At 63.4% G+C, this 25,744-nt stretch carries 24 protein-coding genes; 16 read left to right on the top strand and 8 right to left on the bottom strand.

The annotated features are described in order from the left end of the window. Positions 1-6: 6 nt before the first annotated feature. From KIG99_RS12985 to KIG99_RS12960, 6 genes are all read left to right on the top strand, one after another. A complete protein-coding gene (locus KIG99_RS12985; RefSeq protein ID WP_226460542.1) occupies positions 7-939 on the top strand; it encodes a phosphoribosylaminoimidazolesuccinocarboxamide synthase in 933 nt (310 codons plus the stop codon). Positions 940-1,125: 186 nt separating this feature from the next. Next, entirely contained in the window at positions 1,126-3,180 is a 2,055-nt protein-coding gene (locus KIG99_RS12980; RefSeq protein ID WP_226460541.1) for a M3 family metallopeptidase, read from the top strand. Between the two features lie 19 nt (positions 3,181-3,199). Further along, on the top strand, positions 3,200-3,688 hold the full coding sequence (locus tag KIG99_RS12975) for a glutaredoxin family protein (protein ID WP_226460540.1): 489 nt from the start codon (positions 3,200-3,202) through the stop codon (positions 3,686-3,688). Continuing rightward, on the top strand, positions 3,685-4,449 hold the full coding sequence (gene xth / locus KIG99_RS12970; protein ID WP_226460539.1) for an exodeoxyribonuclease III: 765 nt from the start codon (positions 3,685-3,687) through the stop codon (positions 4,447-4,449). The genes KIG99_RS12975 and xth overlap by 4 nt, the downstream gene beginning before the upstream one ends. Positions 4,450-4,456: 7 nt before the next feature. Beyond that, complete coding sequence (locus tag KIG99_RS12965; RefSeq protein WP_226460538.1) at positions 4,457-5,122, top strand: Crp/Fnr family transcriptional regulator; 666 nt, start codon at positions 4,457-4,459, stop codon at positions 5,120-5,122. Between the two features lie 73 nt (positions 5,123-5,195). Then, complete coding sequence (locus KIG99_RS12960) at positions 5,196-5,390, top strand: YgaP family membrane protein (protein WP_226460537.1); 195 nt, start codon at positions 5,196-5,198, stop codon at positions 5,388-5,390. 63 nt (positions 5,391-5,453) lie between these two features. On the opposite strand, the gene KIG99_RS12955 is transcribed toward KIG99_RS12960, so the two are convergent. From KIG99_RS12955 to KIG99_RS12935, 5 genes are read right to left on the bottom strand one after another with little or no spacing between them, the layout of a single operon-like run. Further along, positions 5,454-6,104 carry a DsbA family oxidoreductase gene (locus tag KIG99_RS12955; RefSeq protein ID WP_226460536.1) on the bottom strand — a complete coding sequence of 217 codons (651 nt, stop codon included), beginning with the start codon at positions 6,102-6,104 and terminating at the stop codon, positions 5,454-5,456. A gap of 48 nt (positions 6,105-6,152) precedes the next feature. After that, positions 6,153-6,920, bottom strand: a complete 768-nt coding sequence (gene rsmA / locus KIG99_RS12950) for a 16S rRNA (adenine(1518)-N(6)/adenine(1519)-N(6))-dimethyltransferase RsmA (RefSeq protein WP_226460535.1) — start codon at positions 6,918-6,920, stop codon at positions 6,153-6,155. Next, positions 6,917-7,912 carry a 4-hydroxythreonine-4-phosphate dehydrogenase PdxA gene (gene pdxA / locus KIG99_RS12945; RefSeq protein ID WP_226460534.1) on the bottom strand — a complete coding sequence of 332 codons (996 nt, stop codon included), beginning with the start codon at positions 7,910-7,912 and terminating at the stop codon, positions 6,917-6,919. The genes rsmA and pdxA overlap by 4 nt, the downstream gene beginning before the upstream one ends. Further along, positions 7,912-9,231 carry a peptidylprolyl isomerase gene (locus KIG99_RS12940; protein ID WP_226460533.1) on the bottom strand — a complete coding sequence of 440 codons (1,320 nt, stop codon included), beginning with the start codon at positions 9,229-9,231 and terminating at the stop codon, positions 7,912-7,914. The genes pdxA and KIG99_RS12940 overlap by 1 nt, the downstream gene beginning before the upstream one ends. Next, on the bottom strand, positions 9,231-11,714 hold the full coding sequence (locus tag KIG99_RS12935) for an LPS-assembly protein LptD (RefSeq protein ID WP_226460532.1): 2,484 nt from the start codon (positions 11,712-11,714) through the stop codon (positions 9,231-9,233). The genes KIG99_RS12940 and KIG99_RS12935 overlap by 1 nt, the downstream gene beginning before the upstream one ends. 133 nt (positions 11,715-11,847) lie before the next feature. Here KIG99_RS12935 and KIG99_RS12930 point away from each other — a divergent pair, with 133 nt between their 5' ends. The 10 genes from KIG99_RS12930 to hemF all read left to right on the top strand — a co-directional run bounded on the left by KIG99_RS12930 (position 11,848) and on the right by hemF (position 23,177). Continuing rightward, positions 11,848-12,861 carry an aminoglycoside phosphotransferase family protein gene (locus tag KIG99_RS12930; protein WP_226460531.1) on the top strand — a complete coding sequence of 338 codons (1,014 nt, stop codon included), beginning with the start codon at positions 11,848-11,850 and terminating at the stop codon, positions 12,859-12,861. Positions 12,862-12,948: 87 nt separating this feature from the next. Next, positions 12,949-13,671, top strand: a complete 723-nt coding sequence (murU, locus tag KIG99_RS12925; RefSeq protein ID WP_226461827.1) for an N-acetylmuramate alpha-1-phosphate uridylyltransferase MurU — start codon at positions 12,949-12,951, stop codon at positions 13,669-13,671. Continuing rightward, complete coding sequence (locus tag KIG99_RS12920) at positions 13,668-14,966, top strand: aminopeptidase P N-terminal domain-containing protein (protein WP_226460530.1); 1,299 nt, start codon at positions 13,668-13,670, stop codon at positions 14,964-14,966. The genes murU and KIG99_RS12920 overlap by 4 nt, the downstream gene beginning before the upstream one ends. Further along, complete coding sequence (locus KIG99_RS12915) at positions 14,959-16,104, top strand: FAD-dependent monooxygenase (protein WP_226460529.1); 1,146 nt, start codon at positions 14,959-14,961, stop codon at positions 16,102-16,104. The genes KIG99_RS12920 and KIG99_RS12915 overlap by 8 nt, the downstream gene beginning before the upstream one ends. A gap of 117 nt (positions 16,105-16,221) precedes the next feature. After that, the gene (dusB, locus tag KIG99_RS12910) at positions 16,222-17,238 is read left to right on the top strand and encodes a tRNA dihydrouridine synthase DusB (RefSeq protein WP_226460528.1); all 1,017 of its coding nucleotides are present in this window, start codon (positions 16,222-16,224) and stop codon (positions 17,236-17,238) included. After that, positions 17,235-17,468, top strand: coding sequence for a Fis family transcriptional regulator (locus KIG99_RS12905; protein WP_226442363.1), 234 nt, complete (start codon positions 17,235-17,237; stop codon positions 17,466-17,468). The genes dusB and KIG99_RS12905 overlap by 4 nt, the downstream gene beginning before the upstream one ends. A gap of 140 nt (positions 17,469-17,608) precedes the next feature. Continuing rightward, positions 17,609-19,201, top strand: coding sequence for a bifunctional phosphoribosylaminoimidazolecarboxamide formyltransferase/IMP cyclohydrolase (purH, locus tag KIG99_RS12900; RefSeq protein ID WP_226460527.1), 1,593 nt, complete (start codon positions 17,609-17,611; stop codon positions 19,199-19,201). Positions 19,202-19,333: 132 nt separating this feature from the next. Next, positions 19,334-20,611, top strand: coding sequence for a phosphoribosylamine--glycine ligase (purD, locus tag KIG99_RS12895; protein WP_226460526.1), 1,278 nt, complete (start codon positions 19,334-19,336; stop codon positions 20,609-20,611). A gap of 12 nt (positions 20,612-20,623) precedes the next feature. Beyond that, positions 20,624-22,267 carry a sensor domain-containing diguanylate cyclase gene (locus tag KIG99_RS12890; RefSeq protein WP_226460525.1) on the top strand — a complete coding sequence of 548 codons (1,644 nt, stop codon included), beginning with the start codon at positions 20,624-20,626 and terminating at the stop codon, positions 22,265-22,267. Beyond that, positions 22,260-23,177: an oxygen-dependent coproporphyrinogen oxidase gene (gene hemF / locus KIG99_RS12885; protein WP_226460524.1), complete on the top strand. Its 918-nt coding sequence runs from the start codon at positions 22,260-22,262 to the stop codon at positions 23,175-23,177. Before KIG99_RS12890 ends, hemF begins: the two co-directional genes overlap by 8 nt. Positions 23,178-23,333: 156 nt before the next feature. On the opposite strand, the gene KIG99_RS12880 is transcribed toward hemF, so the two are convergent. Genes KIG99_RS12880 through KIG99_RS12870 form a run of 3 tightly spaced genes read right to left on the bottom strand, consistent with a single transcriptional unit; the run spans position 23,334 to position 25,713 of the window. After that, a complete protein-coding gene (locus tag KIG99_RS12880; protein ID WP_226460523.1) occupies positions 23,334-23,573 on the bottom strand; it encodes a hypothetical protein in 240 nt (79 codons plus the stop codon). A gap of 29 nt (positions 23,574-23,602) precedes the next feature. Further along, complete coding sequence (locus KIG99_RS12875; RefSeq protein ID WP_226460522.1) at positions 23,603-24,790, bottom strand: heme biosynthesis HemY N-terminal domain-containing protein; 1,188 nt, start codon at positions 24,788-24,790, stop codon at positions 23,603-23,605. After that, the gene (locus tag KIG99_RS12870; RefSeq protein ID WP_226460521.1) at positions 24,787-25,713 is read right to left on the bottom strand and encodes a uroporphyrinogen-III C-methyltransferase; all 927 of its coding nucleotides are present in this window, start codon (positions 25,711-25,713) and stop codon (positions 24,787-24,789) included. Before KIG99_RS12870 ends, KIG99_RS12875 begins: the two co-directional genes overlap by 4 nt. Positions 25,714-25,744 lie beyond the last annotated feature (31 nt).

Raw genomic sequence — 25,744 nt, 5'->3', positions numbered from 1 at the left:
ACGACCGTGACCGCACCTCTCTTCCAGTCTTCCATCACCAGCCTGCCGCTGCTCTCCAAGGGCAAGGTCCGCGACATCTACGCGGTCGACGCCGACAAACTGCTGATTATCACCACCGACCGCCTGTCGGCCTTCGACGTCATCCTGCCGGACCCGATTCCGCGCAAGGGCGAAGTGCTGCAAGCCGTCGCCAACTTCTGGTTCGAAAAGCTCGGCCACGTCGTGCCCAACCAGCTGACCGGCATTGACCCGGAAAGCGTCGTCGCCGAAAACGAGCGCGACCAGGTGCGCGGCCGTGCCGTCGTCGTCAAGCGCCTCAAGCCGCTGCCGATCGAAGCCGTCGTGCGTGGCTACGTGATCGGTTCGGGCTGGAAGGACTACCAGGAAACCGGCGCCATCTGCGGCATCGCCCTGCCGGCCGGTCTCAAGATGGCCCAGAAGCTGCCGTCCCCGATCTTCACCCCGGCCACCAAGGCCGAAGTCGGCGACCACGACGAAAACGTTTCCTACGAGCAGGCCGCCGCCAACTGCGACGCCACCCTCGCCGACGCCCTCAAGGGCACCGGCAAGACCGGCGCCCAGCTCTGCGCCGAAGCGCGCGACGCCGCCATCCGCCTCTACGAGGAAGCTGCCGTCTTCGCCGCGACGCGCGGCATCATCATTGCCGATACCAAGTTCGAATTCGGCATCGACGCCGCCGGCACCCTGCACCTGATCGACGAAGCCCTGACCCCGGATTCCTCGCGTTTCTGGCCGGCCGACCAGTACGAGGAAGGCAAGAACCCGCCGTCCTACGACAAGCAATACGTCCGCGACTACCTGGAAACCCTAACCTGGGGCAAAGTCGCCCCCGGCCCGACCCTGCCAGCCGACGTCATCGCCAAGACCAGCGCCAAGTACATCGAGGCCTACGAAAAGCTGACCGGCAAGACGCTGTAAGCAATACTCTCTTCAAGAAAAACGCCCGCGCCATGCGGGCGTTTTGTTTGGCGATGCCTCGTCCTGATCATGCCGATTCTCGGCCATGCCTCGTGGCATGCCTGGCGCGAGCTTGTAGAATAGGGGTTCTGCCCCCAGATTCAACGGGCGGCCTGACCGCCCGTTTTTCTTGCCTGGAATATAAAAATGACGACCGCCAATCCCCTGCTCGATTTCTCCGACCTGCCCCGCTTCGACCTGGTGCAGCCCGAACACGTCAAACCGGCCATCGAATCGCTGTTGACCGCTGGCCGCACCCTGATCGAGCGCCTGACCGCCGACAGCACGCCGGCCACCTGGGCCGACTTTGCCGGGGCGCTTGCCGACGGCCTGGAAGACTTCGGCCGCGCCTGGGGCGTCGTCGGCCACCTGCACTCGGTCAATGACGTGCCCGCCTGGCGCGAGGCCTACAACGAGATGCTGCCGGAAGTCTCGCGCTTCTACGCCGAGCTTGGCCAGAACCTCAAGCTGTTCGAGAAGTACAAGGCGCTGCGCGAAAGTGCCGAATATGCGACGTTGACCGTTGAGCAGAAGAAGGTCGTCGACAACGAAGTCCGCGATTTCCGCCTCTCCGGCGCCGAGTTGCCGGAAGAACAGAAGCCGCGCTTCCAGGCGATCATGGAAGAGCTGTCGCAGCTCTCCGCCAAATTCGCGGAAAACCTGCTCGATGCGACCAACGCCTTCGCCGAGATCGTCACCGACGAAGCCCTGCTCGCCGGCCTGCCGGAAGATGCACTCGCCGCTGCCAAGACTGCGGCCGAGAAGGCCGGCGTCGCCGGCTGGAAATTCACGCTGCACGCGCCGTCCTACGGCCCGGTCATGCAGTACGCCGACAACCGCGAGCTGCGCGCCCGCCTCTACCGCGCCTACGGCACGCGCGCCGCCGAATTCACCGACGGCACGAGCAAGCCGGAATGGGACAACACGCCGCTCATGCAGCGGATGCTGGCGCTGCGTCAGGAAGACGCGCAGATGCTCGGTTTCAACAATTTCGCCGAAGTCTCGCTGGCGCCCAAGATGGCCGACAGCCCGGCCCAGGTGCTCGCCTTCCTGCGCGAACTGGCAGCCAAGGCCAAGCCCTTCGCCGAGAAGGACATCGCCGAACTGCGGGCCTTCGCCAGGGACGAGCTGGGCATGAGCGACTTCCAGCCCTGGGATGCCGCCTATGTTTCCGAAAAGCTGCTGCAGGCGCGCTACGCCTTCTCCGAGCAGGAAGTGAAGCAGTACTTCACCGAACCCAAGGTACTGGGCGGCCTGTTCAAGGTCATCGAGAGCTTGTTCAACGTCAAGGTCAAACCGGACACGGCACCGGTCTGGCACGAGGACGTCAAATTCTTCCGTCTGGAGACGTCGACCGGTGAACTGGTCGGTCAGTTCTACCTCGACCTCTACGCCCGCGAAACCAAGCGCGGCGGCGCCTGGATGGACGAGGCGCGGGCCCGGCGGCGCACCGCCGGCGGCATCCAGAAGCCGATCGCCTACCTGAACTGCAATTTCGCCCGCCCGAACGGCGACAAGCCAGCCACCTTCACGCACGACGAAGTGAATACCCTGTTCCACGAAACCGGACACGGTCTGCACCACCTGCTGACGCGCGGCGAAGAACTGGGCGTTTCCGGCATCCACGGCGTCGAGTGGGATGCCGTCGAACTGCCCTCGCAGTTCATGGAAAACTATTGCTGGGAATGGGAAGTCGTCGAGGGCATGACCGCGCATGTGGACACCGGCGCCACCCTGCCGCGTGCCCTGTTCGACAAGATGCTGGCGGCGCGCAACTTCCAGGGCGGCATGATGATGGTGCGCCAGATCGAGTTCTCGCTGTTCGACATGCTGATCCATTCGGATTTCGACCCGAAATCCGGGTTGACCGTCATGGATGTGCTCAACGATGTGCGCAAGGAAGTTGCCGTGCTGCTGCCGCCCGTATGGCAGCGCTTCCCGAACAGCTTCTCGCACATTTTCGGCGGCGGCTACGGTGCCGGCTACTTCAGCTACAAGTGGGCAGAAGTGCTGTCGGCCGATGCCTACGCCGCCTTCGAGGAAGCCGGCAATCCGTTCGATGCCACAGTCGGCCAGCGTTTTCTCGACGAGATCCTGTCGGTCGGCGGATCGCGCCCGGCCATCGAATCCTTCAAGGCCTTCCGCGGGCGCGAGCCGAGCGTCGATGCGCTGCTCCGCCACAGCGGCATGGTTGCCGCCTGACTTTTCCAGGGAGAATCCTATGCGTCGCCTGCTCATCGCCAGCCTGATCCTGGTCAGCGCCACCGCCTTCGGGCAAACCTACCGCTGGGTCGACTCGTCCGGTCGCACCGTCTTTTCCGACACGCCGCCACCGGGCAAGACCCAGGGCGTCGCCAAGACGGAGGAAGCGGCGAGCAGCGGCGACAATCTGCCGTTTGCCGTCAAACGCGCCATGGAAAAATTCCCGGTCACGCTGTACACCGATCCGGAAAACACCAACGAGAGCAAGCAGGCCCGCGACCTGCTGAACTCGCGCGGCATCCCGTTCACCGAGAAAGTGCTGAAGACAGCGCAGGATGTCGAAGAGCTGAAGAAACTGATCGGCGACAGCTTCGTGCCTACCCTCAAGGTCGGCACGCAAACCAGTCGCGGCCTCAATGCAGCCGGCTACAACAACCTGCTCGACCTGGCCGGCTATCCGAAGACCGCGCCCTACGGCAGCAAGCCGGCCGGCGGGAGCGGCAAGTGAAGATTGCTTCCTGGAACGTCAATTCGCTCAAGGTCCGCCTGCCGCACCTGCTCGACTGGCTCGCCGAAGCGCAGCCGGATGCGCTGTGCCTGCAGGAACTCAAGCTTGAAGATCACAACTTCCCGCGTGCCGAGATCGAGGCGGCCGGCTATCACGTCGCCTTCTCCGGCCAGAAGACCTACAACGGCGTCGCCCTGCTGGCCAGGTCGCCGATCGAGGACGTCGTGCTCGGCAACCCGCATTTCCCCGACGAGCAGAAACGCCTGATCAGTGGCACCGTGAACGGCGTGCGCGTCATCGGCGCCTACATGCCGAACGGCCAGGAAGTCGGCTGCGACAAGTACGACTACAAGCTGCGCTGGCTGGATGCACTGGCCGTCTGGCTGGAACAGGAACTGGCGGCGCAGCCGCAACTGGCGCTGTGCGGCGACTACAACATCGCGCCGGATAATCGCGACGTGCATGACCCGAAGCGCTGGCACGACTGCATCCTGGTTTCGCCGCCCGAACGCGCCGCCTTCCAGCGCCTGCTCGCCCTCGGCCTCACCGACAGCTTCCGCCTCTTCGAGCAGCCCGAAAAAACCTTCTCGTGGTGGGATTACCGCATGCTCGGCTTCCAGAAGAACCAGGGCCTGCGCATCGACCACATCCTGCTCTCGCAGCCGCTCGCCGAAAAATGCACCGCCGCCGGCGTCGACCGGGCGCCGCGCAAGCGCGAACGCCCCTCCGACCACGCCCCGGTCTGGGCCAACGTAGGCTGACGCGACCATGCCAACGGTCGACCGCGCCGAAGTCCTCAAAATGTATCCAGCCCTCGCCGGCCTGCCGGCCGAACGGCTCGATGCCCTGCTCCAGCCACAGGCCGTCATGCAACTGCCGGCCGGCACCCAGGTCTTTGCCGAACACCAGCCCTGCCAAGGGTTTCCGCTGTTGCTGGCGGGCAGCATCAAGGTCATCAAACTGGCCAGCAACGGGCGCGAACTGATGCTGTATCGCGTGCAACCCGGCGGCTCGTGCATCATCAGTTCAAGCTGCCTGCTCGGCCATACCGACTACAACGCACGCGGCATCGCCGAAACGCCGCTCACCCTGCTCGCCCTGCCGGTACCGGTCTTCGCCGGCCTGATGCTGGAACATGCGCCCTTCCGCGACTTCGTCTTTCACCTGTTTGCCGACCGGATCGGCGAGCTGATGCAACTGGTCGAGGAAGTCGCCTTCAGCCGCCTCGACCAGCGCCTCGCCAAACTGATCCTGGCGCGTCAGGACGACGTGCTCAACGTCACCCACCAGCAACTGGCCGACGAACTGGGCAGCGTGCGCGAAATCGTCAGCCGCTTGTTGAAGGGTTTTGCCGCGCAGGGCCTGGTTTTGCTCGGGCGCGAGCAGTTGACCGTCAGCGACCGGGCCGGCCTGCAAAAACTTGCTTCTGTGTGACCCAGGTTACATACCCTGTCATCTCCAGCCGCTAAAGTTCGCCCATATTCACTAACCCGATGGAGAACTCAGCATGAAAAGCAATGTTGGCGGTATCGATAAAATCCTGCGTATTGTTGCCGGCCTCGGCCTGATCGGCGCCACCGTCGCCGGTGCTCTGCCGGTCTGGGGCTACATCGGCATCGTGCCGCTGGCTACCGGCCTGATGGGCTGGTGCCCGCTCTACCCGCTGCTCGGCCTGAGCACCTGCCCGATGAAGAAGGACTAAGCAGCACAAAAGCCTTTCAGGCTTTGTTGCAGAAGGCGGCCGGGACAACCCAGGCCGCCTTTTTTATTTTTGTGCCGCCAGAACTTCGCGGATGCCGGCCGCCAGCACGGCCGGATCTTCGGCGCCGACAATGATGCGCCGGCCGTCGAGAATGAAGGTCGGCACCATGTTGATACCAAGCCGGCGGCCCTCGCGTTCGAGCGCGCGCACTTCGAGCGTATTGTCATCCCCGGCCAGAAAGACGCGGACGGCTTCTGCCGGATAGCCGCAGGCCGTGGCGATGGCGAGCAGTTCGCCGCGATCGCCGACGTTGCGCCCGTGCTGGAATTGCGCCGCGAACAAGGCGTCGACCAGCGGCGTCGCATCAGCCCCATCGGTCTGCGCCAAGGCGATCAGGCGGTGTGCCTGCAGGGTATTGGCGCGCACCTGGATTTTTTCGAAAGCGTAATCGAGAGCGTAGGCCTGCCCGGCATTCCGGACATGCGCGAAGATAGACTCGACGCGTTCGCGGCTGCCGAACTTTTCAATCAGGAAGGGCAGATAGGGTTCGCCTTGCGGCGGCGTATCCGGATTCAGGAAGAACGGCCGCCATATCTTGCGGCAGACGAAGTCGGGATGCGTCGTGCGCACCTGCGCGATGGCCGTCGCCAGGCGACGGGTGCCGATGAAGCACCAGGGACAGACGATGTCCGAAACGATTTCGATATTCAGCATGAACTACTCCGGCCCCTGCCCGCCATCGCCAGAGACAGGGGGCTGCGCTCAGGAAAGATGGTTGGCGATGCGCACGTAGTCTTCGACCGTCAGATCTTCCGGGCGTGCCGTCTGATCGATGCCGAGTTCGGCAAAATCGGCGTCGCTGAGCGTGCCCTTGAGCGTGTTGCGCAGCATCTTGCGGCGTTGCGCGAAGGCAATCCGCACGATCTGGGCAAACTTGTCGTGGTTTTTCGCGTTCAGTTCGGCCACATCCTTGGGGATCAGGCGGACGACGGCCGACTGCACCTTGGGTGCCGGGTCGAAGCTTTCCGGCGGCACGTCGATCAGCCATTCGAGATGGAAGCGGTACTGCAGCATCACCGACATGCGGCCGAAATCGGCATCGCCCGGCGTCGCCACCATGCGTTCGACGACTTCCTTCTGCAGCATGAAGTGCATGTCGTAGACTGACTCGGCATAGTCCGCGAGGTGAAAGAGCAGCGGCGTCGAGATGTTGTAGGGCAGATTGCCGACCAGGTGCAGCTTGCCGCCGATAGTCGCAAAATCGAAGGCAAGCGCGTCGCCCTCGTGGATGGTCATGCGCTCGCGCGGATACTGCTTCTTCAAGCGGGCGATCAGGTCGCGGTCGATTTCGACGACATGCAGATGATCGACGCGATCGAGCAGCGGCCGGGTGATGGCGCCGAGGCCGGGGCCGATCTCGACCACGGTGTCGCCGCGCTGCGGATTGATCGCCGAGACGATGGCACCGATGATGCCCTGGTCGACGAGGAAATTCTGCCCGAAGCGTTTGCGCGCGACGTGTTCTTTCATTGCTTTACCGCCATTCTGGCCGCTTCGGCGACCGCTTCAAAAAGGCTGCCGGGATCGGCGCGCCCGGTGCCGGCCAATTCCAGCGCCGTGCCGTGGTCGACCGAGGTCCGGATGATGGGCAGGCCGAGGGTGACATTGATACCCTGGCCGAAGGTCGCGTACTTGAGCGCGGTCAGCCCCTGGTCGTGGTACATGGCAAGCACGGCATCGCCCCGCGCCAGGATCGGCGGCGTGAACATGGTATCGGCCGGATACGGGCCGGAGAGCAGCAGGCCCTCGCCGCGCAGCTTGTCGAGCACCGGTGTGATGACCTCGATTTCCTCGCGGCCAAGGTAACCGCCCTCGCCGGCATGCGGATTGAGTCCGGCGACCAGGATGCGCGGCGCGGCCAGGCCGTATTTTTTTTGCAAATCGGCATGCAGGATATGCAGCGTCCGCGCCAGCACCTCGGCGGTGATCGCCGCCGGCACGTCCTTGAGCGGCAGGTGCGTGGTCGCCAGCGCGACGCGCAGCGGGCCGCGCTCGGTATTGCCGGCGAGCATCATGACGACGAGCGGGGTGCCGGTCTTTTCGGCGAGATATTCGGTGTGGCCGGTGAAGTGCACACCGGCCGCGTTGATCACACCCTTGTGCACGGGCGCCGTCGCCATCGCCGCAAATTCGCCGGATTGGCAACCGGCCAGGGCACGATCGAGAATGGCGAGGACGTAAGGGCCGTTCGCGGCATCGAGCTGACCGGCAACGGCCGGCGCGGCGAGCGGGATGTCGAGCACGGTCAGCGAATTGGCCGCATCCGGACGGTCGACCGCCTGGCCGGGGCAATAATCGAAAAGTTCGACCGCCAGCCCGAGTTGGGCCGCGCGCGCCGCGAGCAGGCGCTTGTCGCCGAGAATGACGACATCGGCTGCGCGGGCGTGGCCGGCCAGGCGCAGGCAGATTTCCGGTCCGATCCCGGCCGGTTCGCCGCTGGTAACGGCGATCAGCGGCCGCATTACTGTTCTTGCAACCGGTTTTCGACGTAGGTCCGGTCGCGCAGCTGGCGCAGCCAGTCCTGATAGGCTTCGTCGAGCTTGCGCTCGCGCAGGGCCTGACGCGCCGCACCGCGTTCGCGCTCGACCGAGACGTCGCGCTCGCGGCGTTCGTCCACCCGGATCAGGTGCATGCCGAACGGCGACTGGACGACCGGGCTCAGTTCGCCCGGTTTCAGCGCATCCATGGCGCGCTCGAATTCCGGCACCGTGTCGCCCGGGCTCAGCCAGCCGAGATCGCCGCCCTTGGCGGCAGAACCGTCCTGCGAATAAAGACGCGCCTGCTCGGCGAAATCGACGCCATTGACGATGCGCTCGCGCACGTTCTCCAGCTTGCGCCGTGCTTCGGCTTCGGAAACGACTTCGTTGATGCGAACCAGGATGTGCCGGGCATGCGTCTGTTGCACCGAAGCCGGACCGGCTCCGCCGCGCTTGCCGAGCAACTTGATGACATGGAAACCGGCCGAGGAGCGCAGCAGGTCGCTGACCCCGCCAGCCGACAAACGCGCCGCGCTGTCGGCATAGAGCGCCGGCAGGCGATCCAGCGGCCGCCAGCCGAGATCGCCACCCTTCAGGGCATCGGGCGCATCGGAGAAAGAGGCCGTCAACTCGGAGAAATTCTCGCCGGCCCGTGCCCGCTTGAGCGCCTGCTCACCGCGCAGACGCAATTTCTGCAATTGCTCGGGACTGGCCGACTCCGGCGCCCGCAGCAGGATGTGAGCGATTTGATATTCTTCCTTGGCAGCAGCACCGGCCGGCTGATTGGCCAGGTAGTTGTCGATCTCGCCATCGGAAATGACCAGCTTGCTATCCACTTCGCGTTCGCGCAGGCGCACCATCAGCATCTCGGTGCGGATCTCCTCGCGGAACTTGCTGTATTCGATGCCATCCTTTTCCAGCGCCTGCCGGAACTGCTTCGCATCCATCTTGTTGTTGGCGGCAATCCGGCCAATCGCCTGATCGAGCTGCACATCATCGACCAGCATGCCGGTATCACGGGCATAGAGCACTTGCGCCCGATCCATGATCACCCGCTCGAGCATCTGGCGCTCCAGCACATCCTGCGGCGGCAACGGCGTTCCCTGTTTCTGCAGTTGCTTGAGCGCCGTTTCGAGGCGACTGCGCAACTCGTAATAGGTGATCACCTCATTGCCGACCACGGCCACGATATGGTCAGCCTCGACCGGTTCCTGCGGCGCGGCACATACCGGCTGGGCAAGGAATCCGCTCAGGCAGGAAATCAGGACAAGCAAACGGCGAATTGGATTGGACATGGTATTCATCAAGGGGAGAGCAGGCTGCCGCTGGTGGGCAGTTCGTTGGTTTTGCCGTAGCCGGGAATGGTACGCCGCAGCAGGCCGATCGGATTCGCGCCAATACTACCGAAATCGCTGAGTTCAAGCTGGAAAAAGAGCGAGGTATTGGCCGTCGTGGTGGTCGCCTCCAGGCGCTGCGCGACAAAGCGTGCCGACCAGCAGCTGGCGTTGTATTCAAAACCGGCAATCGCCTCCAGCAATTTGTTGTCGCGCAGGGAGTAGTTGTAGCGCCCGACGGCATACCATTGCGACCCCAACGGCCACTGGCCGGCGATATCGATCTGATCGACGGTCGACGTATTGGTCAGCGAATCACGCGTCAGACGGTAACTGGCGCTGATGACCTTGCCCAACTCGGGCTGGTAACGCAGGCCGGCAGAAAAACGTTCGCTGATGCCATCCCGATAGTTGTATTCCCAGGCCACATCGGCATAGGTTTTCGGCAAGATTGCACCGTTGACCGCTGCCACCAGGTTGGAAAAACTGGAAGAGCGAGCAGTCTCGCCGTCGATCGCCACCTGCTGCGACTTGAAATAATAGCGCTGGCCGATCATTGCCTTGACTCGCTCGACCCCGGTTCGGGCATCGATCAGGCGACTGGTAACGGCGGCTGTCAGCTGATTGGCATCGTTGATCCGGTCAAAACCGCTGTAACGATTCTCGGCAAACATCTGGGCAAAGTTGAAGTCGGTCAGTGCCGAGTCGAAAACCGGGATCTTGCTCTGATCCTTGTAAGGAATATTCACGTAGTAGAGACGTGGCTCCAGTGTCTGAATGTAATCGTTGCCCAACCAGTTGCTGTCGCGCTCGAAAACAGCAGTCGCATCGAGCGTAAAGGTCGGGATGGTGCGACTGAAACTGGTCGGTTCACCCGGATTCTGCTGCCGGTCGATATCGTACTTGCTCATGTGCAAACCAACCTTGGGCGTAATCTGGAAGGCCGGACTGACAATTGGCAGCGACAACTGCGGATAGAAGACGAAACGGCTGCCCTGGTCCTGGGTCGGGTGCGTAAATTTCGAATACTGGCCGATCAGGCTGAGATCGGTTTTCAGGAAATCGGGCTTGTAGCCGACCACGGTAAATTGCGGATCGAGGAAGTAGGGCCGCTTGATGGTCGGGTCGAGTTGCAAGGTCTGGTAGTGCAGCATCTGCAGGCTGCTGGTCAGCCAGGGAGCCGGTGAATAGTTCAGGGCCAGTTGTTGCCGCAACTGCGTCTGCGAAGTCTGCATCAGGCGCGAGGACATGTCCTCCCAGTAATGCGCGTCGGAAACCTCATTCCAGTCCACCTGGGCCGAAACGCCCTGCCCCAGGCTCTGCTGGTGCGAGATACTGATCGCGTAGCGGCTACGCTGTTCGGCATCGTCGTTCGGCAAATACTCGCCACGCGTCACATGCGTGGTGTACTCGTCGACGTAGCGCAACTCGGTCCCCAGCTGGAGACCACGCTTGCTCATGTAACGGGGAAAAAAGGTTGCATCGTAATTCGGTGCGATCGCCCAGTACAAAGGCGCAGTGACATCAAGGCCGTTTTTCGTCGACGTCGAGAAATGGGGATGCAGGAAACCAGAACGTGGCTGCCGATTCAACGCAAAAGATGCGGCAGGTGTGTAGAACAGCGGCACGCCCTCGAACCAAAGCGTGGCATTGCTGGCATCACCAACATCCCTATCGTAGTCGAGATGAAACTCCGTCGCCCGGAAATACCAGTCATGCTCACCGGGCTTGCAGGTTGAATAGGTCGCGGCGGAAAGACGGATCTGGTTTTCACCTTCGAAATCAATGCGCTCAGCATGACCACTCGCATCAGTCGCCCGGGTCGGCGGCACCGTGGTCGGCAAACCATAGGAATTCGGCACATTGAGCATCATTGGCGCCCCCGACGACGTTGCCGTCGTGGCAACCGACAAATAAGTCTGCTGCGGCCGATAGAAGTTGCTTTTGACCTCGCGGACGATGTTGTAATCCGCATCCTTGGTAAAGCCGATCTGCTCCGACATTTTCATGCGGAGATAGGAGGTTTCGATCTCGGCACCATCCTGCAACAAGCGAACGTTGCCGCTTGCCTCGATCTCGTCATCCAGCGGCCAAGCGGTCAGCTTGTCGGCAAAAACCAGCGAACCAGCCCGACGCAACTCGACGCTGCCATCGGCTTCGGTCGTTTCACCCGCCCGCCCCTCGATATGGTCGGCGACAATGAACAGCGGATAGCTGTCATCCTTGTTCAAATCTACCGGGTGCGTAATCCCGACCACCGGCGCCGGCGTTATCTTCTTCTTGCCCAGCACATTGAACTTGCGCTCGACACGCAGGCGCACCGGGGTGTCGTTGGCGGCCAGCAGCAGGACATCGTCTGCCTGCAGCGGCGTCGGAGCGACTGTCTCGCCTTGCGGCAAAGGCAGGCGCGCCGTGTCGATTGCGGCATGACTGGTCTGCATTCCAGTAAACATGCAACAAACAAAAACGGCAAGCGGGCGGCGGGCAAAACCAGTCATCTGGGCGATCAGTTGGTGGGCAACACCGGAACGGCTGGAACCCGGGTGTTAAAATCGCGCCATTTTACAACGAACCCACTCCAGGCAGATGTCGCGCGATCAACTTGTTACCGACTGGGTTGCCAGTCGCTTCCCCGGCCAGACCGTCCAGATCACCCCCGCTTCGGCCGATGCCAGCTTCCGCCGCTATTTCCGGCTGACCTGGCCGGACGGCAGCACACGCATCCTGATGGATGCGCCGCCGGAAAAAGAGGACTGCAAACCCTTCATCCACGTCGCCGGCCTGCTCGCCAAGGCCGATCTTGCCGCGCCGCGCATCCTCGACAAGGATCTCGACAACGGTTTCCTGGTCCTCACCGACCTCGGCCGCATCGGCTATCTTGATGCGCTGAACGCCGACCTGTCGCTGGCCGACCTGTTGATCCGTCCGGTCCTCGACGTGCTGATCAAATGGCAACTCTCCAGCAAGGCGAGCACGCTGCCGCCTTACGACGCGACGCTGCTGCGCCGCGAACTCGACCTGTTCCCGGAATGGTTCATCGGTCGCCACCTCGGCGTGCAGCTCGACGACAACGAAAAGCTGATGCTCGACCGGACCTTCAAGTTCCTGATCAACTCGGCACTGGCCCAGCCCAAGGTTTTCGTGCATCGCGATTTCATGCCGCGCAACCTGATGGTCGTCGAAAGCGCCGAACGCCTGACGCCGGGCATCATCGACTTCCAGGACGCCGTCTACGGCCCGATCACCTACGACGTCGTCTCGCTCTTCCGCGACGCCTTCATCTCCTGGGAAGAAGAACAGGAACTCGACTGGGTCGTCCGTTACTGGGAAAAGGCCCGCGCCGCCGGCCTGCCGGTACGCGAGGATTTCGGCGACTTCTGGCGCGATTACGAACTGATGGGCCTGCAACGCCACCTCAAGGTGCTCGGCATCTTCTGCCGCCTCAAGTACCGCGACGGCAAGGAAAAATACAGCGAAGACCTGCCGCGCTTCATGAACTACGCCCGCAAGACCGCCCACCGCTACCTCCAGCTCAAGCCGCTGCTCAACCTGCTCGACAAGCTGGAAGGCAATACCGAGCAGATTGGCTACCGGCGATAGCGGTTAGGATCGAGGAGTCAGGATCGAGTGAAAACCCGCCCTGACCACTCGCCCCTGAATCCTGACAACTCTATCCTCGATCCCGAAATGAAAGCCTTCATCCTGGCCGCCGGTCGCGGCGAACGCATGCGACCGCTCACCGACCACACGCCCAAGCCGCTGCTCGCAGCCGGCGGCAAGCCGCTCATCGTCTGGCACCTGGAGCGCCTGGCGGCAGCAGGCTTTCGCGACATCATCATCAATCACGCCCATCTCGGCGCGCAGATCGAGGCGGCGCTCGGCGACGGCGCGCGCTGGGGCCTGCATATCCAGTACTCGCCGGAACCACCGGGCGCGCTGGAAACCGCGGGCGGCATCGCAAGCGCCCTGCCACTGCTCGACAGCGAACCGTTTCTGGTCGTCAATGGCGATGTTTACTGCGACGTGGATTTCGCGTGTTTTTCCCGGTCGACCCTAGGACCAGCCGTTGCTTCCATGGTCGCTGAAAACACCACAAAATGCCCCGCCGGCGGCGCCCGCCTGCTCTTCGTCGCCAACCCGGCGCACCATGCCGGCGGCGACTTCAGTCTGGACGGCGAACGCGTCGTCTACGCCCAGGGTGAGCAAACACTCACCTACGCCGGCATCGGCGTCTTTTCGCCGGCCATGTTTGCCGACGTGCCAGCCGGCTCGATCATGAAACTGCGCCCGCTGCTCGATGCCGCGATCGCCGCTGGCACGCTGACCGGGGAACGTTACGACGGCCGCTGGGTCGATGTAGGAACACCACAACGCCTGGCGGAACTGGATACCGAATTGAGAAACGCATGAGCCACGCCCATTTCATCGCCCGCCGCAAGCGCCTCCTCAAGACCATCGGCGACGGCGTCGCGATCATCCCAACCGCGCCGGAAGTCGTGCGCAACCGCGATGCGCATCACCCCTTCCGTTTCGACAGCTACTTCTGGTACCTAAGCGGTTTCCCGGAACCGGAAGCCGTCGTCGTGCTGGTTGGCGGTCGACGTCCGAAATCCATCCTTTTTTGCCGCGAGAAGCACGCAGAGCGCGAAATCTGGGACGGCTACCGTTATGGCCCGAAGGCCGCCAAAGCCGCCTTCGGTTTCGACGCCGCCTACCCGATCGAACTGCTCGACCAAAAACTGCCCGAATTTCTCGTCGACCGCGACACGCTGTGGCATGCCGTCGGCCACGACGATGCCTGGGATGCGCGCATCGCCAGGGCGTTGAATGCCGTGCGCGCGGAGAGTCGGGCCGGCAAGCGGGCACCGCGCGCCATCCACGACCTGCGTTTCGAGCTCGACGCCATGCGCCTGATCAAGGATGCCGCCGAAGCGGATATCCAGCAGCGCTCGGCCGACATTGCCAGCGCCGGCCACGCCCGCGCCATGCGCGCCTGCCAGCCGGGCATGGCCGAGTACGAGCTGGAAGCCGAACTGACTTACGAATTCAGAAAGCGCGGCGCCGACGCGCACGCCTACACGCCCATCGTCGCCGGCGGCGCCAATGCCTGCGTGCTGCATTACGTCGAGAACAACAAGATCCTCAACGACAACACGCTGGTCCTGATCGACGCCGGCTGCGAAGTCGCCGGCTACGCTGCCGACATCACCCGGACCTTCCCGGTCAATGGCCGTTTCAATGCGGCGCAGAAGGACGTCTATGAAATCGTCCTCGCCGCGCAGGACGCCGCCTTTGCCGCGACCGCGCCCGGCCGCCACTTCATGGAAGGTCACGACGCCGCCGTGCGCGTGCTGACCCAGGGCCTGATCGACCTCAAGCTGCTCGCCGGCGATCTCGACAACCTGATCGAAAAAAGCGATTACAAGCGCTTCTACATGCACCGCACCGGCCACTGGCTCGGCCTCGACGTGCACGACGCCGGCGAATACAAGGTTGGCGACGCCTGGACCTCGCTGCAACCGGGCATGACGCTGACCGTCGAACCCGGCCTCTACATCCGCCCCGGCGCCGACATTCCGCCGGCCCTGGCCGGCATCGGCATCCGCATCGAGGACGATGTGCGCGTTACCGAAGCGGGTTGCCATGTCTTCACCACGGCGCCAAAGACGGTCGCCGAAATCGAGGAAGTCATGCGCCATGACTGAAGCCGCCATTGAACACGTTGACGTCCTGATCATCGGCGCCGGCCCGGTCGGCCAGACGCTGCATCTGGCGCTCGCCGCCGGCGGGCAGAAATCGCTGCTTATCGACCGTCGACCGCTGGACGCCCAACAGGACGACCCGCGCGCCCTCGCCCTGTCGCACGGCGCCCGCCAGTTGCTCGAACAGATCGAGAGCTGGCCGACGCGCGCCGCAACGCCGATCGAAACCATCCACGTCTCGCAAAAGGACGGCTTCGGGCGCACCGTCATCGATCGCAACGACTACAAGCTGCCGGCGCTCGGCTACGTCGTGCGCTATCGCGACCTCAGCGCCGCCCTGAGCAAGAATCTCGCTGCCGATGCCGTGCTCGCCGGCAGCGAAATCATCGAGATCCAGGCCGGCGACGAGTACGTCGACGTCACACTGCGCCATCAAGATGTAATCCGCCACATCCGCACCCGCTTGCTGGTGCACGCCGAAGGCACGCCGGGCGACCAGCCGGGCGTGACGGTCAGCGACTACGTGCAGCATGCAGTGATCTGCGAAGTCACGCCGACGCCGGGCCACAACAAGCGCGCCTGGGAACGCTTCACGCCGGACGGCCCGCTTGCGCTGCTGCCGCTCGGCGACGAGTTTTCCATCGTGTTCACGCTGCCGCCGGAAAAATCCGATGCCGTCATGGCACTCGACGACGATGCCTTCATCGCCGCCCTGCAAAAGCAGTTCGGCCAGCGCATGACTTTTGCCAAACCGGGCAAGCGCAGCCGTTTCCCGCTCTACCTGCGCCTGCGCGACACGCTGACCAAGGGCAACGAAGTCTGGATCGGCAACACGGCGCAGACCCTGCATCCGGTCTCCGGTCAGGGCTTCAACCTGGGCATCCGCGACGCCTGGCAACTCGCCGAAATATTGCTCGCCGACGGCGTCGACCGCTCAGCACTGGCCCGCTACGCTGCCAGCCGCAAGCTCGACCGCCAGGGCAGCGCCTTCTTTACCGACAAAATCGTGCGCGCCTTCTCGAACGATTTCGGACCGCTCAAACTGGCGCGTGGCCTCGGCCTGCTCGCCCTCGACCTGTGCCCGCCAGCCCGCCATTTCGTCGCCAAGCGCATGATCTGGGGCGCCCGCGCCTGGCCGTAGAGGCAAACGGGGGATCGCAGCAACGATCCCCCAACTTTACAAATTGACTATTTTTTAGGCGCCGACTCGGGTAAAATGTGCGGCTTCCCTTGATTCGCCTCGCGCCCTCGCTCGCCCATGGATTTTGTCGGTTTCACGCTTCGCAACAACCTGTTTGTCGCGCCCATGGCTGGCGTGACGGACCGTCCTTTCCGCCAGTTGTGCAAGAAGATGGGCGCCGGCCTGGCCGTGTCCGAAATGGTCACGTCCAACTCGCTGCTTTACGGCAGCGCCAAGACGCTGCGCCGCGCCAATCACCAGGGTGAAGTCGCGCCGATCTCGGTACAGATCGCCGGTGCCGACCCGAAAATGATGGCCGAAGCCGCCCGCCACAACGTGGACAACGGCGCCCAGATCATCGACATCAACATGGGCTGCCCGGCCAAGAAGGTCTGCAACGTAATGGCCGGCTCGGCCCTGATGCAGGACGAAAAGCTGGTCGGCCAGATCCTCGATGCCGTAGTCGGCGCCATTCCCGATACCCCGGTCACGCTGAAATTCCGCACTGGCTGGAATCTCGCCAACCGCAACGCGCCGACCATCGCCCGTATTGCCGAATCGGCCGGCGTGCGCGCCGTTGCCATCCACGGCCGGACGCGCTGCCAGCAATACACCGGCGAAGCCGAGTACGACACCATCGCCATGGTCAAGACGCTGATCCGCATCCCGGTCATCGCCAACGGCGACATCACCAGCCCGGAAAAGGCCAAGCACGTACTCGACGTGACCGGTGCCGACGGCGTCATGATCGGTCGCGCCGCCCAGGGCCGCCCCTGGCTGTTCCGCGAGATCGAGCACTACCTGAAAACCGGCCAGCACCTGCCGCCGGCCAGGGTCACCGAGATTCACGAAATCCTCAAGGCCCACCTGGTCGACCTGTACGACTTCTACGGCCCGGAAACCGGCTTCAAGGTCGCCCGCAAGCACATCTCCTGGTACACCAAAGGGCTGGTTGGCTCAGCGGCCTTCCGCAAGGAAATGAACACTTTGCCGAGCATCGAACAACAGATGCAGGCAGTGAACGACTTCTTCCACCAACAGGCAGAAGCGCACGAACATCTTAAATATATTTCAGAGGAGGCGTTGGCAGCATGAGCCAACATGATTTGGGGCGGTGCGTGATCAACGCACTGGAGCAGTACTTCCGCGACCTGGATGGGGAAAAACCGGGCGCGATCTATGACATGGTCCTGCGCAGCGTCGAAAAGCCGATGCTCGAGGTCGTTCTGGCCAAGGCCGGCAGCAACCAGACGCTGGCCGCCGAGATGCTCGGCATCAACCGCAACACCCTGCGCAAGAAACTTACCGAACACCAGTTGCTCTAGGATCAAGCTTCCAGGATCGAGGATCCAGCCATTAGCTGTTAGTAGGCACCCTAACTCCTAGGCAACTCGATCCTGAATCCTAATCACTCGATCCTCGATCCTAACCACTCGTTCCTAATTCCTAATCACTCGATCCTAATATGACCATCAAACAAGCGCTGATTTCCGTCTCCGACAAGACGGGTGTTCTCGAATTCGCCCAGGGCCTTGCCGCCCAAGGCGTCAAGCTGCTGTCCACCGGCGGTACCGCGAAAATGCTGCGCGATGCCGGCTTGAGCGTTACCGAAATCGGCGACTACACCGGCTTCCCGGAAATGCTCGACGGCCGCGTCAAGACGCTGCACCCGAAGGTACACGGCGGCATCCTGGCGCGTCGCGACCTGCCGGAACACCTGGCGACCATCGAACAGCACGGCATTCCGATGATCGACCTGGTCTGCGTCAATCTCTACCCGTTTGCGGCGACCATCGCCAAGGCCGGTGTGACGCTGGAAGATGCGATCGAGAACATCGATATCGGCGGCCCGGCCATGGTCCGTTCTTCGGCCAAGAACTACAACGGCGTGTCCATCGTCACCGATCCGGAAGACTACGCCCCGCTGCTCGCCGAGATGAAAGCCAACGGCGGCGCCCTGCAACTGGCGACCCGCTTCGGTCTGGCCAAGAAGGCCTTCACCCACACCGCCCGCTACGACAGCATGATCGCCAACTGGCTGACCGGCCTCGACGACGGCGCTGAAGCCAAGCCGGCCGAAGCCGCGCCGGTTCCGGCCATCTTCCCGGCCAAGCTGCAACTGGCTTTTGACCGCACGGAAATCCTGCGTTACGGCGAGAACTCGCATCAGTCGGCCGCCTTCTACCGCGAAACCAACCCGGTCGCCGGCAGCATCGCCGCCTACACCCAGTTGCAGGGCAAGGAGTTGTCCTACAACAACATCGCCGACTCCGACGCCGCCTGGGAATGCGTCAAGTCCTTCGATGCCCCGGCCTGTGTCATCGTCAAGCATGCCAACCCGTGTGGCGTCGCCGTCGACGGCACCCTGCTCGGCGCCTACGAAAAGTCGTTCAAGACCGATTCGACCTCGGCCTTCGGCGGCATCATCGCCTTCAACGGCGAAGTCGGCATGGATGTCGTCAACGCCATGAACGAGCGCAAGCACTTCGTCGAAGTGCTGATCGCCCCGGCCTTCACCGCCGAAGCCAAGGCTGCGCTGGCCGCCAAGGCCAACCTGCGCGTGCTGGTCGTGCCGATCTCGCGCCAACTCAACGCCCTCGAATACAAGCGTGTCGGCGGTGGCCTGCTCGTCCAGACGCCGGACAACTTCACGGCCCAGGCCTCCGGCCTGAAGATCGTCACCAAGGTACAGCCTACCGCGCAGCAGATCGAAGACCTGCTCTTCGCCGAGCGCGTCGCCAAGTTCGTCAAGTCGAACGCCATCGTCTTCTGCGGCAACGGCATGACGCTGGGCGTCGGCGCCGGCCAGATGAGCCGCGTCGATTCGACCAAGATCGCCAGCATCAAGGCACAGCATGCCGGTCTCGACCTGGCCGGCTCGGTCGTCGCATCCGATGCCTTCTTCCCGTTCCGTGACGGTGTCGACGTGCTGGCCGAAGCAGGCGCCAAGGCAGTCATCCAGCCGGGTGGCTCGATGCGCGACGAGGAAGTCATTGCAGCCGCCGACGAACACGGCATTGCGATGGTGTTCACCGGCGCCCGCCACTTCCGCCACTGATTTCGCGCCCGGCCACGCCGTGACTTTGTCGACTTCGCCTCGCCGTGCAACAGCACTGTCTTCGGCTCGTCTTCGCGTCACGGCCTTGCCGGCCACGAAATCGCCTCGGATATAACGACAAGGAAACACCCCATGAATCTACTAGTCATCGGTTCCGGCGGCCGTGAGCACGCCATGGCCTGGCGCCTCGCCAAGACGCCCGGCATGCAGAAGGTTTTCGTCGCCCCCGGCAATGCCGGCACGGCGCGCGAGCATGAGCTGGAAAACATCAACATCACCGATCCGGTGGCACTGGCGGATTTTGCCGAGCAGAACAAGATCCACCTGACCGTGGTCGGCCCGGAAGCGCCGCTGGCAGCCGGCGTGGTGAATGTCTTCCGCGCCCGTGGCCTGAAAATCTTCGGCCCGACCAAGGAAGCCGCCCAGCTCGAATCCTCCAAGGATTTCGCCAAGCGCTTCATGGCCCGCCACAACATTCCGACCGCGGAATTTGCCACATTTACCGAGTCGACCGCTGCGCACGCCTACATCGATGCAAAAGGCGCACCGATCGTCATCAAGGCTGACGGCCTGGCCGCCGGCAAGGGCGTCGTCGTTGCCATGAGCCTGGAAGAAGCGCATGCCGCGATCGACGACATGCTGTCCGGCAACAAGCTGGGCGATGCCGGTGCCCGCGTCGTCATCGAGGAATTTCTCGACGGCGAGGAAGCCAGCTTCATCGTCATGGTCGATGGCAAGAACGTGCTCGCCCTGGCTTCCAGCCAGGACCACAAGCGCATCGGCGACGGCGACACCGGCCCCAACACCGGCGGCATGGGCGCTTACTCCCCTGCGCCCTGCGTGACGCCGGAAGTGCATGCCAAGGCCATGCGCGAAATCATCCTGCCGACCGTACGCGGCATGGCGGCCGACGGCATTCCGTTCACCGGCTTCCTCTACGCCGGCCTGATGATCAACAAGGACGGCACGGTCAAGACCCTGGAATTCAACTGCCGCATGGGCGACCCGGAAACCCAGCCGATCCTGATGCGCCTCAAGTCCGATTTCGTCGATCTGCTCGAACACGCCATCGACGGCACGCTCGACACCGTCGAAGCCGAATGGGATCGCCGCGTCGCGCTGGGCGTCGTGCTCGCTGCCGCCAATTACCCCGACAGCCCGAAGAAGGGCGACCAGATCACCGGTCTGCCGAACGGCAACAGCTTTGGCGAGGACGCCCACGTTTTCCACGCCGGCACGACCGATGCCGACGGCCAGGTGGTGACTAACGGCGGCCGCGTGCTCTGTGTCACGGCGCTGGGCGAGAACGTCAAGCTGGCGCAGAAGCTGGCTTACGAATCGGCTGTGCAGATCCACTTCGATGGCATGCAGTTCCGCAAGGACATTGGCTACCGCGCCATTTCCCGCTAAGTTGCCGGCGCAATGATCTTGCACTTCGGCAGCAGTCTCAAGACAAGGATTGCTGTCGTTGCCGGCCTGCTGCTTCTGGCCGGTATCACGCTGATTTCGCTGTTTGCCACCAAGATCCTGCATGACGACATGCAGGATCTTGTCTCCCAGCAGCAACTCACCGCGGCCAACTACATTGCCCGCGACATCGACGGCAAGATCACGCTGCGCCGCGAAAGCCTCAAGCGCGTTGCGCTCAACATGCCGCCCGCGCTGTTCACCAACCCGGCGGCGCTGCAAATCTGGCTGGAAGACCGCAAGGCCATCCACACCCTGTTCCCGATCGGGTTGATGGTCATCCCGCCCGATGGCGGCCCCACCCTGGCCGACACGCCGCACCTGAAAACGCGCCCCAAGTCCTTTACCGACCGCGACTGGTTCATCGACGTCATCGCCAGCCGTGAAACCGTCGTCAGCAAGCCCCTGATCGCCCGTGCCACGCAGGAGCCCGCACTGGTCGTCGCCGTCCCCATCTTCGACCCGCAAAACAATCTGCTCGGCATCCTGGCCGGCGTGACGCCGCTGGCTACACCCGGCTTTCTCGACCTGATCCAGGGCGTGAGGCCGGGCACCCAGGGCAGTTACCAGCTGATCTCGCCACGCCACCGCATCTACGCACTGACCTCGGAGAAGAGCACGGCGGTTACCCCCCTGCCTGACACCGGCAAAGATCCGATCATCGACCAGGCAATCAACGGCATGCGTGGCATCCGCATCATCACCAATGCTGCGGGCGAAGAGGAACTCGTGGCCATTGTCGGGGTACCCCAGCCGCGCTGGCTGCTGATCGCCCGGCAACCGGGCAAGGAAGCCTTTGCTACCGTTGCCAACACCCTGCGCAACCTGCTGCTGATCACCGCCCTGCTGGCGCTGCCGATAGTCGTGATGCTGCTCGCCGCGCTGAGCCGCCTGCTGCAACCGCTCGCCACGCTGGCCGGCGAATTGCACAGCATGGCGGAAGGCACCCGCCCGATGCACCCGGTCGAAGCCCGCTCTGCTGATGAAGTGGCCGACGTCGCCAACAGCTTCAACCGCCTGCAGGGCAAACTGCAGGAGCAGGAATACCGCCTCGCTGAAATGGCGCATCACGATGTCCTGACCGGCCTGCCCAACCGTCTGCTGCTCACCGACCGCCTCGAGAACGGCCTGAAGCAGATGCCCCGCATCCAGCACAGCATGGCAGTGCTTTTTCTTGACCTGGACGGTTTCAAGACAGTCAACGACAACCACGGCCATCAGGTCGGCGACCTGCTGCTGATCGAAATTGCCCGTCGCCTAAGCGACAGCGTACGTACCGCCGACACGGTCGGCCGCCTCGGTGGCGACGAGTTCCTGATCATCCTCAGCCCGGCCGACAACCCGCTCGAAGCCGCCGAACGCGTTGCCGAAACCTGCCTGCATGCGCTGGCCCAACCGATCATCATTGGCGATCTCGCCCTCACGGTCACCACCTCGATCGGCATTGTCATCTGTGAAAAGCAGCAGGCAGAATCGGTAACCGCCAGCCAGCTGATGAGCCAGGCCGATGTCGCGATGTACCGCGCCAAGGCGGCCGGGCGCAATCGCTATGCGGTTTATGCCGCCCCTTCACTCCCCGCGAACAACAAAAATGTCTGAACAAAACATCCCCACCGCCCGCCTCAAGGCCTTCTTTACCGAACTGCAAAGCCGTATCGTCAGCGAACTGGAGGCCTTTGACGGCTCAGCCTTTCGCACCGACAGCTGGGTTCGCCCGGAAGGCGGCGGCGGCACCTCGCGCCTGATCGAGGAAGGCAACTTCTTCGAGCGCGGCGGCGTCAATTTCTCGCACGTTACCGGCACCTCGCTGCCCGCCTCAGCAACCGCCGTCCGGCCGCAACTGGCCGGCCGTTCCTGGGAAGCGATGGGCGTCTCGCTGGTCCTGCATCCGCGCAATCCGTATTGCCCGACGGCACACATGAACGTGCGCTGCTTCGTCGCACGCAAGGAAGGCGAAGCCGACGTCTGGTGGTTCGGCGGCGGCATGGACATGACGCCCTATTACGGTCAACGCGAAGATGTGATCCATTTTCACCGCACCTGCCGGGATGCGCTGGCGCCCTTCGGCGCCGCGGTCTACCCGAAGTACAAGGCCTGGTGCGACGACTACTTTTTCCTCAAGCACCGCAACGAGCCGCGCGGCGTCGGCGGTGTCTTCTTCGATGACCTCAACGAAGGCGATTTCGAGCGCTGTTTCAGCCTGACCCAGGCCGTCGGCAATGCGTTCACCCAAGCTTACCTGCCGGTGCTGGGCAAGCGGCGCGACATGCCTTACGGCGAGCGTGAACGCGACTTCCAGGCTTACCGGCGCGGCCGCTACGTCGAGTTCAACCTGGTTTGGGACCGCGGCACGCTGTTCGGCCTGCAATCGGGCGGGCGCACCGAATCCATCCTGATGTCGTTGCCGCCCATCGTCAAATGGCGCTACGACTGGCAGCCGGAAGCCGGCACGCCGGAAGCCGAATTGTATGAAGTCTTCCTGCAGCCGCAGGACTGGCTGGCTATTTAGGATCCAGAATTCAGGATCGAGCTGTCAGCAAAAGCAGACCCGCCCTCGATCCTCGATCCTCGATCCTCGATCCTCGATCCTCGATCCTCGATCCTCGATCCTCGATCCTCGATCCTCGATCCTCGATCCTCGATCCTCGATCCTCGATCCTCGATCCTACTTCAGCTTGCCCCGCACAACCCGGACCTGCTCCGGGTTTTTCACCTCCAGCTTGCCGCCGCTGCCGGCCAGGTTGCCGCAGGCGCAGGCCGCCTTGATGTGCGGCACCGAATTGACGATGACCTGGCATTCGGTGCATTCGTAGTAAAGATCGCCGCCACTCGGCAGGCTCGCCGCATCCGGTGCCGGGTCGAGGGGATAAAAATTGTAGATCTTGCGCATGTCGATATTCAGCATTTGTCCCCTCGCTCCTGTTTTATTTCAGGCTAATGCACTTCTGATCTGGCACTTGCCCGGTAATGCTTGTTGGCTTCTTCGCTGCGTTCCAGCAGGTCGAACAGGCGGGCCAGTTCGAGATGCGCTTCCTGCGACTCCGCCACGGCCAGCGATGCTTCAAGATAACTCTGCGCCTTGCCCCACAGGCGCTGGCGCAGGCACATCCGGCCCAGCGCCAGGAGCAGCACGGCATCGTCGGGATGCTGGCGCAGCCAGGCTTCGGCGCGGGCGATACGGGCCGTCTGCTCGCCACCGGCCAGACGACCGTAGATAACCAGCAGTTCCGGCTGCCAGGCGGCGTCAAGCGCGTCATCGGCGAGCACCGACTCGATCTGTTTCTGCGCCTCGGCATCGGCGCCCAGCGCGGTCAACGCCCGCGCCGCGGCCAAAACGATGCGCCAGTTGCGCTCATCGGCGGCAATGCCGCGCAGGTATGCGCTCAACTCGCCGCGATCGCCGGCATGCCGGGCAATATTGGCGAGGTGCGCCTGTACCTTGATTTCACTGACCACTTCGAGCGGCAGCGCATCACGTTTGGCCAGTTGCCGCGCCAACTTGAGCACGCCATCCCAGTCGCCGGCGCCCTGCCGTGCCCGCAGTTCCAGGCGCAGCGCGGCGATATGGCGACCGTGGGTCGCCTGCAGACGCTCCAGGGCGACCAGCGCTTCATCAAAGCGGCGCGCCTCGTTCATCATTTCGGCTTCGAGCATCAGCGTCGCCGCTTCGGTCCGCGGATCGTCGAGTTTGGCGCGCTGCATCCAGCCCCGCTGCTTGCCCGATTCGCGCATGCGCTGTGCGGCGCGCGCCGCGATCAGCGCAGACAGGCCGGGTGCCGTGCCGGCCGCATGCGCCTCGGTCGCCTTTTTCAGGGCCTGGCCAAAACGGCCTTCGAAGAGCAGGCGCACCGCATCCTGGAAGACCACTGCAGCGCGTGCCTTCTGCTGCCGTTCGCGATACTCGCGCGCCCGCTGCGGCATGCCGGCAGCCAGGAAGAAGGTACGCAGGGCGGCATAGACCCCGACAAAGCCGAGTGCCAGCAGCAGGATGAACAGGTTGAGCGAGATTTCGATGCGCCAGGGCGGCAGCACCAGCAGCAGGTAGCCGTCATTCATGCGCGCGCCGAGCGCCAACGCCACGGCGGCGGCAAACAGCGCCAGGATCCAGAACAGGCTCTTCACCGCTTTTCCTTGCCGGTGCGCAGGGCACGTACCGCCGACAGGCTGGCGCCGAGATCAGGCAGCGTGGCGTTCAGTTCGCTGCCGGCCATCTGGCGCAAACTGGCCTGGGTTGCCTGTACGGTCTTGTCGGCGGCATCAAAATGGCGGGTCAGCCAGGACTGGGCGACCGCCAGTTCGGCGCGGAAGGTGGAGGAATCACGCGAGAGCAATGCCAGACGGGCATTGAGCAGGCGCAGCTTGAGATTTTCGCGCAGGAAGAAGTCCTGGCCGGGTGCCAGCAGGACCGGCTCGCTGCGGTCGAAGCGCTGGATACGCACCAGGCCCTTGAACTCTTCGCCGGCGGCACCGCTCAGGCGTTGCCACCAAGTGAGGGGCGCGGCCGGGGCGGCATTTTCGGCTTTGACGACAGGTCGACCGTCCGCCACCAGCGGCAACTTGTCGGCATTGAGCAGAACCTGCTCGAGACGCAGGCTGATACCCGGCACATCGACCATGACCAAGCCGTTCAACTGCGCCAGATCCTTGGCCAGCGCCTTGCGCAGCGGCAGGTAACGGGCCGGATCGAGACGCGCCAGACGCAGGTCGGCGGTCTGCAAGGCGAGCACCGCGACCGGCACGTTGCCGGCCAGTTGCAGCTGCTGGCTGGCCAGCGTGATCGCCTGCTCGACTTCGAGCAGAGTCGCATCCTCGCGGTTATGTGCGATTTCCTGGTAGAGCCCCTGCAAGGCGGCGCCCTGGCTCTGGAATTCGCTCAGGCGGCCTTCGAGCGCACCCAGCCGGACCTGCAGCGCCTCGAACTGCTCGCGCACTTCCTTTTGCGCACCGCGCGCTTCCAGGCTGGCGGCAGCCACATCGGCCAGCCGCGCACGGCTTTCAAACCATTGCCAGCCGGCCAGCAGCAGCGCGATGACGGCAATCGCCAACGCAATCGCAGAGCGGGCCGAACGGGCGGAA

It is taken from the genome of Quatrionicoccus australiensis (assembly GCF_020510425.1).
GTDB lineage: Bacteria > Pseudomonadota > Gammaproteobacteria > Burkholderiales > Rhodocyclaceae > Azonexus > Azonexus australiensis_A.
This window is presented reverse-complemented; position numbering and strand designations above follow the sequence as displayed.